Annotated in this window: 14 protein-coding genes and 1 pseudogene; 6 read left to right on the top strand and 9 right to left on the bottom strand. The window is 66.5% G+C overall.

What is annotated here, in order from left to right:
- Window positions 1-5: 5 nt before the first annotated feature.
- From FA743_RS11360 to FA743_RS11350, 3 genes are read left to right on the top strand one after another with little or no spacing between them, the layout of a single operon-like run.
- Window positions 6-521 (top strand): tripartite tricarboxylate transporter TctB family protein, encoded by a 516-nt coding sequence (locus FA743_RS11360; protein WP_136886226.1) that lies wholly within the window; start codon window positions 6-8, stop codon window positions 519-521.
- 13 nt (window positions 522-534) lie between these two features.
- A complete protein-coding gene (locus tag FA743_RS11355; RefSeq protein ID WP_136886225.1) occupies window positions 535-2,043 on the top strand; it encodes a tripartite tricarboxylate transporter permease in 1,509 nt (502 codons plus the stop codon).
- Window positions 2,040-3,431, top strand: a complete 1,392-nt coding sequence (locus FA743_RS11350) for a flagellar biosynthesis protein FlgA (RefSeq protein WP_136886224.1) — start codon at window positions 2,040-2,042, stop codon at window positions 3,429-3,431. Before FA743_RS11355 ends, FA743_RS11350 begins: the two co-directional genes overlap by 4 nt.
- Before the next feature lie 439 nt (window positions 3,432-3,870).
- Here the strand turns inward: FA743_RS11350 and FA743_RS11345 are convergent, their stop codons facing one another.
- From FA743_RS11345 to FA743_RS11315, 7 genes are read right to left on the bottom strand one after another with little or no spacing between them, the layout of a single operon-like run.
- The gene (locus tag FA743_RS11345) at window positions 3,871-4,713 is read right to left on the bottom strand and encodes a fumarylacetoacetate hydrolase family protein (RefSeq protein WP_136886223.1); all 843 of its coding nucleotides are present in this window, start codon (window positions 4,711-4,713) and stop codon (window positions 3,871-3,873) included.
- A 15-nt stretch (window positions 4,714-4,728) separates the two neighbouring features.
- The gene (locus tag FA743_RS11340) at window positions 4,729-5,457 is read right to left on the bottom strand and encodes an SDR family oxidoreductase (RefSeq protein ID WP_136886222.1); all 729 of its coding nucleotides are present in this window, start codon (window positions 5,455-5,457) and stop codon (window positions 4,729-4,731) included.
- A gap of 15 nt (window positions 5,458-5,472) precedes the next feature.
- Complete coding sequence (locus tag FA743_RS11335; protein ID WP_136886296.1) at window positions 5,473-6,939, bottom strand: UxaA family hydrolase; 1,467 nt, start codon at window positions 6,937-6,939, stop codon at window positions 5,473-5,475.
- Window positions 6,940-6,986: 47 nt separating this feature from the next.
- Entirely contained in the window at window positions 6,987-7,997 is a 1,011-nt protein-coding gene (locus tag FA743_RS11330; protein ID WP_246054933.1) for a zinc-binding alcohol dehydrogenase family protein, read from the bottom strand.
- On the bottom strand, window positions 7,994-8,770 hold the full coding sequence (locus FA743_RS11325; protein WP_211242246.1) for an ATP-binding cassette domain-containing protein: 777 nt from the start codon (window positions 8,768-8,770) through the stop codon (window positions 7,994-7,996). The genes FA743_RS11330 and FA743_RS11325 overlap by 4 nt, the downstream gene beginning before the upstream one ends.
- 58 nt (window positions 8,771-8,828) lie before the next feature.
- A complete protein-coding gene (locus tag FA743_RS11320) occupies window positions 8,829-9,767 on the bottom strand; it encodes an ABC transporter substrate-binding protein (RefSeq protein ID WP_136886221.1) in 939 nt (312 codons plus the stop codon).
- 35 nt (window positions 9,768-9,802) lie between these two features.
- The gene (locus FA743_RS11315) at window positions 9,803-10,828 is read right to left on the bottom strand and encodes an ABC transporter permease (RefSeq protein WP_136886220.1); all 1,026 of its coding nucleotides are present in this window, start codon (window positions 10,826-10,828) and stop codon (window positions 9,803-9,805) included.
- Between the two features lie 114 nt (window positions 10,829-10,942).
- Here FA743_RS11315 and FA743_RS11310 point away from each other — a divergent pair, with 114 nt between their 5' ends.
- Entirely contained in the window at window positions 10,943-11,845 is a 903-nt protein-coding gene (locus FA743_RS11310; RefSeq protein WP_136886219.1) for a GntR family transcriptional regulator, read from the top strand.
- Here FA743_RS11310 and FA743_RS11305 read toward each other — a convergent pair.
- Complete coding sequence (locus tag FA743_RS11305; RefSeq protein ID WP_136886218.1) at window positions 11,842-12,768, bottom strand: aldo/keto reductase; 927 nt, start codon at window positions 12,766-12,768, stop codon at window positions 11,842-11,844. The two genes, FA743_RS11310 and FA743_RS11305, sit on opposite strands and share 4 nt — an antisense overlap.
- Window positions 12,769-12,863: 95 nt before the next feature.
- Between FA743_RS11305 and FA743_RS11300 the strand changes: the two genes are divergently transcribed.
- Window positions 12,864-13,688, top strand: coding sequence for an amidohydrolase family protein (locus tag FA743_RS11300; protein ID WP_136886217.1), 825 nt, complete (start codon window positions 12,864-12,866; stop codon window positions 13,686-13,688).
- 192 nt (window positions 13,689-13,880) lie between these two features.
- A complete protein-coding gene (locus tag FA743_RS11295; RefSeq protein ID WP_136886216.1) occupies window positions 13,881-14,312 on the top strand; it encodes an RbsD/FucU family protein in 432 nt (143 codons plus the stop codon).
- Window positions 14,313-14,761: 449 nt separating this feature from the next.
- Here FA743_RS11295 and FA743_RS11290 read toward each other — a convergent pair.
- Window positions 14,762-16,061, bottom strand: a pseudogene (locus FA743_RS11290) (IS3 family transposase).
- Between the last annotated feature and the right edge of the window lie 18 nt (window positions 16,062-16,079).

Below are 16,079 nucleotides of genomic sequence, written 5' to 3'. Positions count from 1 at the left end.
GGCGCATGACCGTCAAACGCTATCAGGCCGAAATCGGCACGGCACTTGTGACCGGGGGTCTGGGGGTCGCTGCCATCATCGGCGCGGCCGAACTGGGGACCGGTTGGGGCGATCACGGCCCGCAGGCGGGGTATTTCCCCTTCTGGGTGGCGATCGTGCTGGTCGGGGCAAGCCTGTGGAATCTGGGCCGCGCCATCGTCACGCATCGCCAGGCGCTGCGCACGCCCCCCGACCCGCTGGACGACCCCGAGGATCCGTTCCTGCCCCGCGACCATCTGGGCCGCGTCGCGATGTTCCTGGCCGCCATGACCGCATTTGTCATCGGCACGCTGATGCTTGGCCTCTATGTCGCGGCGACGCTGTACATCGGGTGGAGCGCGTGGCGCCAGGGCGGGTTCCGCCCGTGGATCGGCCTGAGCCTTGGCGCGATCTTTGCCGTGGCGCTCTATGTCATCTTCGAGGTGACCTTTCAGATACCGCTGCTGAAGGGGCCGCTGGAGCCGCTTCTGGGCATCTACTAGGGAGCCGGGACCAATGGGCAATTTCGATCTGCTGATGCACGGGTTTTCCATCGCCATCACGCCGACGCATCTGATGCTGATGGTGGCGGGGGTGCTGATGGGACTGGTCGTCGGCGTGCTGCCGGGGCTGGGCGCGCCCAACGGGGTCTCGCTGCTGATCCCGCTGACCTTCGCGCTGGACCCGACCTCGGCCATCATCCTGCTGTCGTCGATGTATTGGGGGGCGCTGTTCGGCGGCTCGACCACCTCGATCCTCTTCAACATCCCCGGAGAGCCGTCCTCCGTCGCCACCACCTTCGACGGCTATCCGATGGCCCGGAACGGCGAGTCCACACGCGCGCTGACGCTGGCCTTCGTGTCGTCCGGCGTGGGGGCGCTGATGGGCATCATGGTCATCACCCTGCTGGCCGGATGGGCGTCGCAATTCGCGCTGAAATTCGGCGCGCCGGAATATTTCGCGGTCTATTTCCTGGCCTTCGCCGCCTTCATCGGCATGGGCAGCGCCTCGCCCGCCAAGACGCTGGTGTCGCTGACCACGGGACTGATCCTGGCCTCGGTGGGCATGGATACGGTGACCGGCGCGATCCGCTTGACCTATGGCTTCTCGGACCTTCTGGGGGGTGTCAGCTTTCTGGTGGTGGTCATCGGCCTCTTCGGCATCGGAGAGCTGCTGTCCACCGTGCAGGAGGGGCTGCGGTTCCGCGGAGTCAATTCCAAGATCGACCTGCGCGATGTTCTGAAGACCTTGGCCGAGCTGCCGCGATACTGGGCCACGACCCTGCGCTCGGGCCTGATCGGCATCTGGATGGGCATCACGCCGGGCGGGCCCACGGCGGCCAGCTTCATGTCCTATGGCGTCGCGCGGCAGGCCAGCCGCAAGGGCGCGGCCTTCGGCACCGGCCGCCCCGAGGGGATCGTCGCGCCCGAGACCGCCGACCACAGCGCGGGCACCTGCGCCATGCTGCCGATGCTGGCGCTTGGCGTGCCCTCGTCGGCCACGGCGGCGGTGATGATGGGTGGTCTGATGATCTGGGGCCTGACGCCGGGTCCGATGCTGTTCGCGACCCAGCCCGATTTCGTGTGGGGCCTGATCGCCAGCATGTACGTGTCGAACCTGCTGGGCGTCATCCTGGTGCTGGCGACGGTGCCGATGTTCGCGGCCCTGCTGCGCATCCCGTTCACCATCATCGGGCCGATGATCGTCGTGATCTGCTTCGTCGGCGCCTATACCGTCGGCAGCGCCACGTTCGATCTGTGGTTGGTCCTGGCCTTTGGTCTGGTCGGCTATGTCTTCAGCAAACTGGATTATCCGCTGGCGCCGCTGATCCTGGCCATGGTTCTGGGCCACAAGGCCGAGAACTCGTTCCATCAATCCATGCTGCTGTCGGACGGCTCGCTTGGGATCTTCTTTGCCAATCCGCTGGTGACGGGGATCATGATGGTGGCGCTGGCGCTGCTGATCCTGCCCAAGACGCTTGGCCTGGCGCTGAGCCTGCGCCGCCGCAAGGAGATCGCGCCATGAACCTGGATCACCATTTCGCCGCCCGCCGCACCCGCACGGTCGACTGCATCATCGTCGGGACCGGCGGCTTCGGCCGCAGCTTCCTGGCACAGGCGCGGCGCGTGCAGGGCCTGTCCTGCCGGATCGCCATCGACCGCGAGGCATCTGTCGCCGCGTCGGCCCTGACCTCGGTCGGCGTCGATCCAGGCCGGATCGTCGCCTGCATGGACGCGGCGCAGGCTCGTGCCGCGTGGGATGCGGGCCACTGGATCGCCGCCGCCGATCTGGCGGTAACAGAGGGTCTGCCCGTCGATGTCGTGCTGGAGGCCACCGGCGACCCCGAGGCGGGCGCGCGCCATGCGCGGATGGCCATCGAGGCCGACCGCCACGTGGTCATGGTCACCAAGGAGACCGACAGCGTCGTGGGGCCGATCCTGTCGCGCATGGCGCGCGCGCGGGGCAGGGTGGTGACGCCGGTGGATGGCGATCAACCCAGCCTGTTGATCGGGCTGGCAACCTGGGCGCAGGTGATCGGGCTGGACGTGATCGCGGCGGGCAAGTCCAGCGAATACGATTTCGTCTTCGATCCCGCCACGGGCGGGCTGACCAGCAACGGCCATTCGATTGACGCGCCTGGCCTGTCCGACTGGCTGATGCCCGACGAGCGCCCTTGGGCCGATATCGCGCAGGCTCGCGCGGATCTGGCCGCCGCCCTGCCGCAGCGCGCCGTGCCGGATCTGTGCGAACTGACGCTGGTCGCCAACGCGCTTGGGCTGCTGCCCGACCGCGCCGACCTGCACGCGCCCATCGCCCGCATCGCCGAGGTGGCGGACCTGATGACCGATCGCGGCGGCCTGCTAACCGGGCAGGGGCGTCTGGACGTGTTCCACTGCCTGCGCCTGCCCGGCGAGGCCAGCTTTGCGGGCGGCGTGTTCGTCACCGTCGCCTGCGACGATCCCGAGACGTGGGGGATGCTGGCCGAAAAGGGACATGTTGTCTCGACCGACGGGCGCACGGCGATGATCGGCCTGCCGCGCCATCTGCTGGGGCTGGAGGCCGCGACGACCGTGTTCGAGGCCGCGCTGAGGGCGACCTCCTCGGGTGCGGTCGCGCCTCGGCCGGTGATCGACCTGACGGCCTTCGCGGATGCGGACCTGTCCGCCGGCACGGTGCTGACGGCCATGGGGCATCACCACACCATCGCCCATGTCTCGGGCCGGATGACCCCCGCGCGGGCCTTGGGCGATGACGTGCCGATCCCCTATTATCTTGCCGCCGGCCGCGCCTTGCGGCGCGATGTCCGGGCGGGCAGGCCCATCCTGTGCGGCGATGTCGATCTGGACGAGGGGTCCCACTTGCTGCGGTTGCGCCGCCAGCAGGACAACGTCACCGACTGGACGCCGACCTGACGGTCAGGCCTGCGGTGCCGAAGGGCAGCTGTCGTCCCTGCGCCGATCGGCAAATTTGGGATATTGGACCAGACCATCGCCATGCCCCGCTGCCGCGGCCCTAAGGTCGGCAAGGACAGCCCTGCCACCGCCATTGCAGCGGCTGACGATCGGACAAAACGCATCTTAGCCAGCGCTCGCCAACATCTTCGCCCGAGCCTTTCCGTTCAACATGATACACACCCTGCCGCGTGGAACGGCTCCCACGCGGCAGGGTGTGCAGCAGGTCAACACCGGAAGGCTTTGGGTCCAATCCTGATCCCATAGTTACCGCCAATCCGTGCTTCGGCGGCTTGTGCGGCAACCGGCCGCTCATCACCACGGCGACACGCGCCCCCAACTGGCGGCAATAACCTGCGACCTGGATCAGCGGGCCTCTGCCCACTGACCCGAAGCGCGTTCAGTCGGCGATCACGTCCTGGCGCTGCTGGCCTAGGCCGTCGATGCCCAGCTCGACCACGTCTCCGGCCTTCAGGAACCGCTGCGGGCGCATGCCCATGCCCACGCCCGGCGGTGTCCCCGTCGAGATCACGTCGCCCGGGTGCAGCGTCATGAACTGGCTTAGGTAATGGATCAGGAAGGGCACCTGATAGACCATCGTCCGGGTCGAGCCGTCCTGCATTTTCGCGCCGTTCACGCTCAGCCACATGCTCAGGTCCTGCGGGTCGGCGACCTCGTCGGGGGTGACGAGCCAGGGGCCCAGCTGGCCGAAATTGTCGCAGGACTTGCCCTTGGTCCACTGGCCCGCACGTTCGGTCTGGAAGGCGCGCTCGGACACATCGTTCGTCACCGCGAAGCCCGCGACATGGGACATGGCCTCGGCCTCGGTCACATATTTGGCGGGCGTGCCGATGATGACGGCCAACTCGACCTCCCAATCGGTCTTCTCGCTGCCGCGCGGGATGACGATCGGATCGTCGGGGCCGCAGATGGCGCTGGTGGCCTTCATGAAGATCACCGGCTCGGGCGGGACCTCCATGCCGGATTCGGCGGCATGGTCGGCATAGTTCAGGCCGATGCAGATGAACTTGCCGGTGCCCGCCACCGGGGGGCCGAGGCGCGGGTTCCCCTCGACCAGCGGCAGCGAGGCCGGGTCCAGGGCGGCCAGACGGGCCAGCGTGTCGGCATGCAGATGCGCGCCCGACAGGTCGGGGACATGTGCGGAGAGGTCGCGGATCCGGCCCTCGGCATCGATCAGGCCGGGTGTCTCGGCACCCTTGGCCCCAAAGCGAACAAGTTTCATGTCGTCTCCCTCGGATCAGATGGTCCAGCCGCCGTCGATGCAGACGGCCTGGCCCGTGGTATAGGTTGCGCCGGCCAGATACACGGCCAGATCGGCGATTTCCTCGGCCCGGGCGATGCGCCCCATGGGCTGGCGGGCGACGAAGGCGGCGCGGGCGGCCTCGGCGTCGCCGGTCGCGGCGAGGCGCTGCTCCAGCGAGGGCGACTGCACGGTGCCGGGGCAGATCGCATTGCAGCGGATGCCCTGGCCGACATAATCCGCCGCGACCGACTTGGTCAGCCCCAGCACGGCGGCCTTGGTCGTCGAATAGGCCAAGCGGTTGGGCACCCCCTTCACCGAGGACGCGACCGAGGACATGTTGATGATCGCCCCCGCTCCCCGGTCGATCATGCCCGGCAGCACGGCCCGGATCATCCGCACCATCGCGCGCACGTTCAGATCGAAGGCAAAGTCCAGATCGGCATCGGGCATGTCCAGGATGCTGCCCGCATGGACCACGCCCGCGCAGTTGAAGAGCACGTCCACCGGTCCCAGAGCGGCGCAGAATTCCGTCACCGCCGCGCTGTCCAGAACGTCGAGGCGCGCCGTCCGGCAGCCCTCCAGCCCGGACAGGCCGTCCCCGTTGATGTCGGTCGCGGTGACCTGGGCGCCCGCGCGGAGGAAGGCCTCTGCACTGGCACGGCCGATCCCCTGGGCGGCGGCGGTGATCAGGACGCGCTGTCCGGCAAGGCCTGTAGCTGTCATGGGTCTTCCTTTCACTTACATCACCGCGCCGATCTGCCAGGGCACGAACTCGACCGCGCCGAAGCCCTGCGCCTCGCTTTTCGTCTCGGTGCCCGACGCGGTCGCCAGCATCAGCTCGAAGATCTCGCGGCCCTTCTCCTTCAAGGTGACCCCGGACAGGATCGTTCCGCAATCGACATCCATGTCCGGCTCCATCCGGCGCCACAGGTCGGGGTTCGAGGCGATCTTGATGCAGGGCACGGGGCGGTATCCCGACACGCTGCCCCGCCCGGTGGTGAAGGCGATCAGGTTGGCGCCCGATGCCACCTGCCCGGTGACCGAGCAGGGATCATAGCCGGGGCTGTCCATGAAGACAAAGCCCGGCCGGTCGATGGGTTCGCCATAGCGATAGACCGCCGAGAGGGGCGCGCTGCCGCCCTTGGCCACGGCGCCCAGGCTCTTCTCCAGGATCGTGGTCAGGCCGCCGCGCTTGTTGCCGGGCGAGGGGTTGTTGTCCATCTCGCCAAAATTGCGGGCGGTGTACTCCTCCCACCACTTGATCAGGTCGATCAGCTTGCGACCGGTGTCCGCATCGGCCCGGCGCGTCAGCAGATGTTCGGCGCCGTAGATCTCGGAGGTTTCCGACAGGATCGAGATGCCCCCCTGCGCGACCAGCAGGTCAGACGCGATGCCGAGCGCGGGGTTGGCGGTGATGCCCGAATAGCCGTCCGATCCGCCGCACTGCATGCCCAGCACCAGTTTCGAGGCCGGTGCGGTCTGGCGCGTGGCGCGGTTCGCCTCGGCGGCCAGGTCGCGCAGCACGGCCACACCCTTGTCGACGGTGGCGCGCGTGCCTCCGGTCTGCTGGATGGTCATGTAGCGGAAGCGTGCGCTGTCCTTCAGCGCCTGCCGGTCGATCAGGTCGGGGATCTGCATGACCTCGCAGCCCAGACCCACCATCAGGATCGCGCCGAAGTTCGGGTTGTGGCCATAGCCAGCGATGGTGCGGAACAGCGTCTCGTATCCCTCGCCCTTCCCGGACATGCCGCAGCCGGTGCCGTGCACGATGGGCACGATGCCGTCGACATGGGGGTAATCGGCCAGCCATCCCTGACGCTCGGCCTCTTCCGCGATGAAGCGCGCGACGGACCCCGCGCAGTTCACCGAGGTCAGGATGCCGATATAGTTGCGCGTCCCCACCCGGCCCGAGGGGCGGTGGAACCCCTGGAACGAGGCCAAGTCGTCGAGGCCGGGCAGCGGCTCCACGGCGCTGCCGAACCCGTAATCCTGCCGATGCGCGCCCATGCCCAGATTTTGCGTATGCACATGCGCGCCCGCAGCGATGGCCTGCGTGGCCGTGCCGATGACCTGGCCGTATTTCAGCACCGGCTCGCCCGCCGCGATAGGGCGGAGGGCGATCTTGTGGCCCGCGGGGATTGCCTCGGCGGCGACCGTGTCACCCGCGACGGGCGCCCCCGGGGCCAGAGGCGTCAGGGCCACCATGATGTTGTCGCGGTCGTGCAGGTGGATGGCGGTCGGAACGGGATGTGTCACGGGGTCACCAGGATCTTGACGATGTCGTTGCGGTCATGAACCAGCGCGGGGAACCGGGTGGGCAGATCGGCCAGAGGCACGACATCCGACACGAGCGCGTCGGTGGGGATCAGCCCATCGCGGATGGCCGCGATGACGCGGTCGAAATCGGACTGCAGCGCATTGCGGCTGCCGAGGATGCGCGCTTCGCGCTTGTGGAATTCGGCGTCCGAAAAGCCGATGTCGCCTTTCACCACGCTGACCAGAACCGTGGTCCCGCCATGGGCGAGCAGGGGAAAGCCCGCCTCGATCGCCCTGGCGCTGCCCGTGGCGTCGAAAACCGCGTCGAACCCCTCGGCCAGATCGCCGCTGAGGATGTCATCGCCGGGGCGGTGAAGGCGGTCGAACCCGCACAGGCGCTTGGCCAGGGCCAGCCGTTCGTCGCTGAGGTCCATCAGGTGCACCTCGGCCCCGGCCAGCCGGGCGAACAGGGCGGTGCCAAGCCCGATAGGCCCCGCGCCAGTCACCAATGCCAGATCACCCTTGCCCACGCCCGACCGGGCGACGGCATGCGCGCCGATGGCCAGGAACTCGACCATCGCGGCCTGCCGCACGCTCAGGCCGTCGGCAGGGTAGAGGTTGCTCACTGGCACCGCGATGCGCGCGCACATGCCGCCATCGCGATGCACCCCCAGGACCGCGATCGAGGCGCAGCAGTTGGGCTTGCCGCGTCTGCAGGCGCGACATGTCCCACAGGACAGATAGGGGTTCACGACGACCAGCCGACCGGTCTCGGGTCCGCTGACGACATGGCCCGACAGCTCGTGCCCGATCACCCGGGGGTAATCCAGATAGGGGTGCTTGCCTTCGAAGATATGATAATCGGTGCCGCAGATCCCGATCGCGGCGATGTCCACCAGCACCCAGCCCTCGGGGGCCTCGGTCGGGCGGGGGCGAGAGACGACGTCGAACTGGCCCGGCTTCAGGCAGATGCCACAGTCCATCATGGCGGTCGTGTCGTCCTTCATTGCGCGGCCTCGATCGGGCGCGCGGTCCAGCCGCCGGGCAGTTCGCCCTTCACGATCAGGCTGAGGACGTCGTCCTTGCTCACCTCGGTGATGGCATGGGCCCCGACGACACGGCCCTTGTTCATCACCACGACCCGGTCGCACAGGTCGAAGACGTCATGGATGTCGTGGCTGACCAGAAAGATGCCGATGCCATCGGCCTGCAGCTTGCGGATCAGATCGGCGACCATCGCGGTCTCCGACGGCCCGAGGGCCGCCGTCGGCTCGTCCATGATCAGGATGCGGGTGTCGAAATAGATCGCGCGCGCGATCGCGATGACCTGCCGCTGCCCCCCCGACAGGCTGGACACGGGATCGCGCAAGTTCGTGAAGTTCGGGTTTAGCCGGGCCAGCACCTCGCGGGCGGCGCGCAGCATGGCGGCGTCGTCCAGGTTGCCGAACCGGGTCTTCAGCTCGCGGCCCAGGAACAGGTTGCTGGGCGCATCCAGATGGTCGGCCAGCGCCAGCGTCTGATAGATCGTCTCGATCCCCCTCGCGCGGGCATCGTTGGGCTCGGCGAAGGTCACCGCCTCGCCGTTGACGCGGATCTCGCCGCTGCTGGGCGTCATCGCGCCCGACAGGATGCGCATCAGGCAGGACTTTCCCGCGCCGTTATGCCCCAGCAGGCCCACGACCTCGCCCGGATAGAGGCTGACGGAGACATGGTCGACGGCCCGGACGCCGCCGAAGTTCTTTTCGATGTCGGTCATCTGGACCAGCGGCTGGAGTGACATGGCCTGCCCTTTGCAACGTGTCGTCAATGGGGGGCCGGGGTAGCGGCCCCCGGCAGGATCAATAGAGGACGTTCTGCGCCTCGTCGGACTCGATGTTGTCCTGATCGACCATCACGACGCCCGTGTTGATGAACGGCTCGACCGTCTCGCCCGCGATGATATCCATGACAGCCTGTACGCCCAATTCGCCCATGGCGAAGGACCCTTGCACGGCCGTCGCCGTCAGCACGCGGTCGCGCACGAACTGCTGCAGGTCCTCGTTGCCGTCGAAGCCCAGGGCCGTCAACTGGCCCGCCCTCCCGGCCTGGGTGATGGCGCGGCCCATGCCGACGGCGGTCGGCTCGTTCGCGCCGAAGATGCCGACCAGATCCGGGTTCGAGGCCAGCATGTCGGTGGTCTGGTTCAGCGCATTGGCCATCTGGCTCTGCGAATAGAGCGGGCCGACGATCTCCAGCTCGGAATTGGCTTCCAAGTACTCGGTGAAACAGCCCACGCGGCCGATCTCCGACCCCACGCCCGCGACATAGGACATGATGCCGACCTTGCCGGTCGTCCCGGCCTCGTCGATCATGCGCTGCGCGACCTGTTCGCCGGCGGCACAGTTGTCGGTGGACAGGAAGGCCTGAAAGCTGCCCTCGGCCCCCTCACCCAGGGTGCTGTCGATGATGACGACCGGAATGCCGGATTCGTAGGCGCGCTGCACCACGGGGATCAGGGCCTCGGGATCGGACGGGGCCAGCACCAGTCCGGCCACGCCGCGGTTGATGGCGTTCTCGACCAGGTTGACCTGGTCGGCCACCGCGCTTTCGGCCGTCGGACCGTCGAAGCTGAGGGTATGTTCCGACTGACCCTCGATCGCGGCCTGTGCGCCCAGGTTCACGTTCTGCCAGAAGTTCGAGTTGGTCGTCTTGACGATGACCGCGATCTCTCCGGCCTGCGCCGCAGCCGCGGTAAGTGCCAAGGCCGATACGGCAAGACAGGTCTTCAGCAATGTCATCTTGGTTCCTCCTCCGATGATGATGGTGTTGCGGCTCAGCGCCGGTTGCGGACCTGGTCGATCCAGACGGCACCGATGACGACCAGCCCGATGACGATCTGCTGGATGAAGGCCGACACGCCGGACATGTTCAGACCGTTCCTGAGGATGCCGATGATGAAGGCCCCGATCATCGTGCCCGCGATCGTGCCCACGCCGCCCGACAGCGAGGCGCCCCCGATCACCGCCGCCGCGATCGCGTCCAGCTCGTACATCACGCCCTCGCTTGGCTGGGCGGTGACCAGACGCGACATCAGCACGTTGCCCGCCAGCCCCGCCAGCGCGCCGGACATCGTGTAGGCATACATCTTGGTCCAGTCGACATTGACGCCCGACAGCCGCGCGGCCTCCTCGTTCGAGCCGGTGGCATAGATATGGCGCCCGATCTGGCGGCGGCGCAGCAGATAGGTCGCGGCGATCGCCATGATCAGCAGCAGGATCGCCGGATAGGGGATGCCGGGAAAGATCACGCGGGGAAAGCCGTTCGGCTGCATCTCGACCACGCGAAACAGCGCGCCGTTGCCAAGCCGCCCGAAGCCCGCGCCCAGTTGCGAGATGGGGGTGGCCCCGGTCAGCTGCAGCGCCATGCCGCGCGCGATCAGCATCATGCCAAGAGTGGCCACGAAGGGCGGGATGCGCAGTCGCGTGATGACGAAGCCGTTGAACGCCCCGCAGGCGGCCCCCGCCAGGACGCCCACGCACATCGCGGGAATGACCGGCAGACCCGCCTTGACGGCCATCGCCGAGACCACGCCCGACAGGGCCAGCACCGACCCGACCGACAGATCGATGCCGCCGGTGATGATCACCATCGTCAGCCCGATCCCCAGAAGCCCGATCACCGATGTCTGCAGCAGCACCGTCAGCCCGTTGTTGACCGACAGGAAGGACGGGCTGGCCAGTGCGAACCCGATGATCAGCAGCAGCAGCGTCAGCAGGGCAGACGCACGGTGCAGCTGGTCGCGGGCCATGCTCAGCCTGCGCTCTTTCCCGTTCGCCCAGGGCTTGCTTGCGTCCGTCATCGTTCCTCCCCGACCGATCGCGTCCGAATATGGGCCAAGGATGTGCACGCGCCTTGCACCTGTCAATTGTTTTTAATAATTTAGGACAAGAACCGTTAGGGAAAGGAAACGCTCGTGGCCCGCAGCGACACGCGCTATCGTGAGGCGTATAACCGCCTTCTGGATCACTGCGCGGCCCTGTCCGCCGGGACGCCTCTGCCCGCCGAGACCGTGCTGAGCGAGATCGCGGGTGTCAGCCGCACGGTGGTGCGCCGCTGCCTGGCGCGGCTGTCGGACCTCGGGGTGATCGCGCTGGACGGTCGTGCCAAGTATCTGCTGCGCGTCCCGGGACCGGAGGATCGCATCGACGTGACCCGAAGCCCTGACGGGCGGGAGGATCTGGAGCAGCGATTCCTCGATTGGATCCTGCGCTTCGACGTGCCTGCCGAAACGCCGCTGTCGGTGGCCGAGCTGGCCCGCACCTTCGGGGTGACGCAGCATCAGCTGAACGAGTTCCTGGCCGGTCTCAGCCGGTTCGGGCTGGTGGCCCGCCGGCCAAGGGGCGGCTGGATGCTGCGGGGCTTCACGAAGGATTTCGCGATCGAGCTGTCGGATTTCCGCCTCGTGCTCGAGCTGGATGCGATCGCCAAGCTGGTCGAGGCGCCAGTCGATCATCCCGTCTGGCAGCGGCTGGCCGACCTGCGCGAACGCCATCTGATCCTGGCCAGCCAGATCGACACGCATTTCCACGCGTTTTCGAAGCTGGACGAGGCCTTCCACGAGGCCATCAACGATATCGTCCGCAACCGTTTCGTGGCCGAGTTCCAGAAGGTCATCTCCCTGATCTTCCACTATCATTACATGTGGGACAAGACCGAGGAGAAACAGCGCAACGCCGCCGCGATCCAGGAACACCTGGCGGTGATCGACGCGCTCGAGGCCCGCGATGCCAACCGCGCGGCCGAGGCGGCGCGACGGCATCTGCGGACCTCCAGGTCGACCTTGCTGTCATCGCTGCGCCATCACGATCTGGGTTAGCGAAGCGCCTCCAGATTGCGGCGCAGGGTCGCCGGATTGGCCGTCCCCAGCAGCACGGCCGTGGCGGCCGGATGATCGCGCGCGAACCGTAGCGCCGCAGTGGCAAGCGGCATGCCCTGTGCTGCAGCTTCGTCCTGCAACTCGGCAACGCGGTCCAGCACGTTCTGCGGGGCCGGGCCATAGTCATAGGTCGCGCCCGGCACCGGGCCGGTCGCCAGAATGCCGGAGTTGAAGATCCCGCCCAGCACCAGACTGGTCCCCGCCGCGCGGCAGCGCGGCACCAGCGCGTCCTCGGCCGAACGGTCCAGCAGGGTCAGCCGACCCGCCAGAAGGATCGCGTCCAGGGGGCCGTGATCCATCACCTGCAGGCAGATTTCGAATTCGTTGACGCCAAGGCCGAAGGCGCCGATGCGCCCGGCTTCCTTCAGCCGGACCAACCGTTCATAACCGGATCCCAGAAAATCCTGCAGATGCCGGTCGTTGTCCGCGCCATGAGTATAGGGCCCCAGGTCGTGGACATAGACGATATCGACATGCCGCACCCCTAGCCGCTCGAGGCTCTGCTCGAAGCTCTCCTCGATCCCGTCACCGGAATAATCGTAGCGCACATCGTTTTGAGCCGGACGGACATAGCTGTCGGCTTCCTGGATGGGGGCGATGGCGGGGGACAGCACGCGGCCCACCTTGGTGGACAGCGCAAAGCCCTGCCGCCCGGCCAGGAAGCGGCCCAAGCGCTGTTCCGACAGGCCGCGCCCGTAATGGGGCGCCGTATCGAAATAGCGGATACCGGCATCCCATGCCGCCTGCAGCACCTGCCGGGCATCGTCATCCGCAACCTCCCGATACAGATTGCCGATGCTTGCGCAGCCAAAGGCAATTTCGGTGACCTGTACCTTGGTCTGGCCGATCCTGTTGGTCTTCATGCCCCCTCCTGTTCCCTCACGTGATGCGTTGACACCCGGCGACCTCCTTCATACGGTTTATTATGATTTAGTACACGACCGGCAAGGACATTCTTGTGATCATCGATGCTCATCAGCATTTCTGGCAGATCGCGCGGGGCGACTATGATTGGATGACGGATGAGGTCGCGGCCCTCCGGCGCGACCTCCTGCCCGCGGAGCTGGAGCCGCTGGCGCGTGCCGCGGGCGTGACCGGCACGGTCCTGGTGCAGGCCGCCCCCACGGTCGACGAGACGCTGTTCCTGCTGGATCTGGCCGACAGCTCGCCGCTGGTGCGCGGTGTCGTCGGGTGGATCGACCTGACCGGCGATGTCAGGGCGCAACTGTCGCGGATCACCCATCCTGCCCTGCGGGGCATCCGACCGATGTTGCAGGACATCGATGACACCGACTGGATCCTGCAGGATGGCGTGATCGACGGGCTGCGCCAGGTGGCCGATGCCGGGCTGCGCCTGGATGCGCTGATCACCCCCCGCCACCTGCCCCTGATCGACAGGCTGGCCCGCCGGCTGCCGGAATTGCCCATCGCCATCGATCATTGCGCCAAGCCGGTCTTCGACGGGGGCGACCCTGGCCAGGAATGGCGCCATGGCATGACCGCATTGGCCGCCCATGCGCAGGTCTTCTGCAAGCTGTCGGGGCTGGCCACCGAATACGGCCCCGGCTGGTCCGTCGACACTCTGCGCCCGGTCTTCGATCATGTGCTGGCGGCCTTCGGGCCCGCCCGACTGATCTGGGGCAGCGATTGGCCCGTGCTGGAGCTGGCCGGGTCCTATCCCGACTGGCTGACCGTCGCCCAGGATCTGACCGATACGCTGCCGGAGGCCGATCGTGCCCTCATCTTCGGTCGGACCGCACTGCGTTTCTATGGTTTGGACTGAGCGCTTGGGGGAAAGTAGGACCTCATTCGCGCAGTGGAACCGCGACCCGATCAAAGCCGTGGGAGGAAAAATAATGATGCGTGAGACGGTGGATTGCCTGTTCTTGCCATCCGTTCCGCCGCCCGCCTGCGTCGGAATGCCGACTGGTTCGACACGCCCCGGATCTGACGACGCCCCTGAAAGGACCATGTCATGCTGAAGACCCTGAACCCCCTGCTGTCCGGCGAGCTGCTGGCGATCCTGGCCAATATGGGCCATGGCGACGAGATCGCCATCACCGATGCCAACTTTCCCGCTGACAGCATGGCGCAACGGCTGGTACGCCTTCCCGGCATCAGCGCGACCGATGCGCTGGACGCGGTGCTGTCCCTGCTGCCCCTGGACGATTTCGTCGATCACCCCGCCGCCGCCATGGACGCGCCGGGCGAGACGCCCCCGATCTATCCCGAGTTCGAGGCCGCGCTGGTCCGCGCCGAAGGCCGCCCGCTGACGCTGGAGCCCGTCGAGCGTTTCGCCTTCTACGAGCGCACCCGCGCCGCCTATGCCGTCATCGCCACGGGCGAACGCAGGCTTTATGCGAATATCATCCTGAAAAAGGGTGTGCTGAGGGTCTCGAAGACTTGATGTGCATCAGCGATGCCTGACTCACGATCCCTGGAAAAATACGAGTAACTTGGCGGTCGCCGGTCAACGTGCAGACGGGCTGCGGTTGAACTTTTCAGAGCCGTTCGCTCGTGTCCGCTTCAGCGGAGCGAGGTTAGAAATAGCAGCAGCGTGCAATTGAACGGCGATCTGGCGATCCTATCCGCCACCCTGCGCCCCAAGGAACGTTCCGGATCTGACAGATCATGAATAATTGATGAATGTTTCCGGCCAGCTTCCTCATGAATTTCTGACCGCAGGTCTGCATCCGACGGTAGCCTGGCCAAAGCTTGGGCCTGCTGATAAAAAGGCGCAGTTTCAGCACCGTCCTGAGTAAGGATGCGCAGCGGCCGAGGGGAATGACGGGCCGTGATTGGGCATGCGCTGCTCCCCAAGCTTGGACCGCCGGATGCTGGAGTTTTCCGGCTCGGTCATGGCGACGGGCTGGCTGCGCCGCCGGGATAATGCAGGGCGATCGGGACGTTATATCCGATCGCACTATGAGGTCGGTCCTCGTTTTAGTGCCTACGCCAAGTCTCCAGTTTTTCCTGCGCGTCCGCAAGGCTCATGAAGTTGCCATTGGTGCGCCACCGGTCCGAGCGGCAATGGAGACGCGCATTCAGGCATTCGGACCGGAGCTTGCTGTTGAACGCCTCGATAAAGCCATTGTCGGTGGGCTTTCCAGGGCGTGAGAAGTCCAGGGTGACGTCGTTGGCGTAGGCCCACAGGTCGAGATCGCGAGAGATAAATTCGCTGCCATTGTCGACCCGGATCGTCCTGGGATAGCCGACCTTGGCACAGACCCGTTCCAGTGTCCGGAGTACATCCTCACCGCGGTAAGCGAAGCGCGGGTCGGCTGCTGGACAGAAACGGGAATGCGTATCCACGATCGTCAGGATCCGCAGCTTGTTGCCGAGGGCGAGTTGGTCATGAACATTCGCCGGGAAAACAGTCCCCCGGACTGTTTTCTGCCCCGGCTCAGTCCATGGCCCAGACATCGTTCGGCCCGACAGCCTCCTGGCGATCGTCTCGCAGCTTGGCCTTCACCCGACGTTTCGGGTTCTTGTTCCTGAGCTGCAGACCCAACTCATTGTAAATCCTGCGCGTCTTCTTGATGTTCACCTGCCAGCCCTCCCGTCGCAGCAAGACATGGACACGCCGATATCCGTAGCGCACCCGTGCTTCGCAAATCTCCCGGATCCTCAGTTCCAATGCGGCCTGCCCGGTTCGGCGGGACTTGTAGTGGTAGCTCGACGGGTCGAAGCGCAGGGCCTCACATGCCCGGCGGATCGATATGCCCCCGCCCGCCAACATCCCGTCGACCAGTTCCCGTGTCCGGGCAGGGTGAGACAGCAGGCGCCACCGGTTCAAGCCGGCTGGCGAACGAGCTTTCAGCGGATGACGTGCCTCGCGACGTCTCCCGGTCGAGGGTCAGGTCGGCGACGATCTTCTTGAGCTTGCTGTTCTCCCTCGCCATTGTCCTCGAACCGGTGGCGGACAATGGCTCGATCCAGCGCCTTCAGCCGGCGCATCTCGTCCGGCAGCAAACCGCCATAGCGCGTTCGTCGGGTGAACAGTCCACCGGACTGTCCACTGAGCCTCCTTACTCCAGTTGAAGGAGGTCGCCCGGCTGATCCCCGCCTTGCGGCAGACCTCCGCGACTGGTGTCCCTTCCTCGCCCTGCTTCAGGACAAACGCCTTTTGCGCTTCCGTGAACCTCGGTGCCTTCATCGTTCCCAACTCCTCTCC

This window comes from Paracoccus gahaiensis (assembly GCF_005048225.1).
Lineage (GTDB): Bacteria > Pseudomonadota > Alphaproteobacteria > Rhodobacterales > Rhodobacteraceae > Paracoccus > Paracoccus gahaiensis.
Note: the sequence above shows the minus strand (reverse complement) of the source record. Positions and strands in the feature narration are given on the sequence as shown.

What these genes read in the sequence shown, in the direction of transcription:
- FA743_RS11345 (WP_136886223.1), bottom strand. Translation starts at nt 4,713, where the DNA reads ATGAAACTTGTTCGCTTTGGGGCCAAGGGTGCCGAGACACCCGGCCTG.
- FA743_RS11360 (WP_136886226.1), top strand. Translation starts at nt 6, where the DNA reads ATGACCGTCAAACGCTATCAGGCCGAAATCGGCACGGCACTTGTGACC.
- FA743_RS11350 (WP_136886224.1), top strand. Translation starts at nt 2,040, where the DNA reads ATGAACCTGGATCACCATTTCGCCGCCCGCCGCACCCGCACGGTCGAC.
- FA743_RS11340 (WP_136886222.1), bottom strand. Translation starts at nt 5,457, where the DNA reads ATGACAGCTACAGGCCTTGCCGGACAGCGCGTCCTGATCACCGCCGCC.
- FA743_RS11305 (WP_136886218.1), bottom strand. Translation starts at nt 12,768, where the DNA reads ATGAAGACCAACAGGATCGGCCAGACCAAGGTACAGGTCACCGAAATT.
- FA743_RS11330 (WP_246054933.1), bottom strand. Translation starts at nt 7,997, where the DNA reads ATGAAGGACGACACGACCGCCATGATGGACTGTGGCATCTGCCTGAAG.
- FA743_RS11335 (WP_136886296.1), bottom strand. Translation starts at nt 6,939, where the DNA reads ATGGTGGCCCTGACGCCTCTGGCCCCGGGGGCGCCCGTCGCGGGTGAC.
- FA743_RS11315 (WP_136886220.1), bottom strand. Translation starts at nt 10,828, where the DNA reads ATGACGGACGCAAGCAAGCCCTGGGCGAACGGGAAAGAGCGCAGGCTG.
- FA743_RS11295 (WP_136886216.1), top strand. Translation starts at nt 13,881, where the DNA reads ATGCTGAAGACCCTGAACCCCCTGCTGTCCGGCGAGCTGCTGGCGATC.
- FA743_RS11325 (WP_211242246.1), bottom strand. Translation starts at nt 8,770, where the DNA reads ATGTCACTCCAGCCGCTGGTCCAGATGACCGACATCGAAAAGAACTTC.
- FA743_RS11320 (WP_136886221.1), bottom strand. Translation starts at nt 9,767, where the DNA reads ATGACATTGCTGAAGACCTGTCTTGCCGTATCGGCCTTGGCACTTACC.
- FA743_RS11355 (WP_136886225.1), top strand. Translation starts at nt 535, where the DNA reads ATGGGCAATTTCGATCTGCTGATGCACGGGTTTTCCATCGCCATCACG.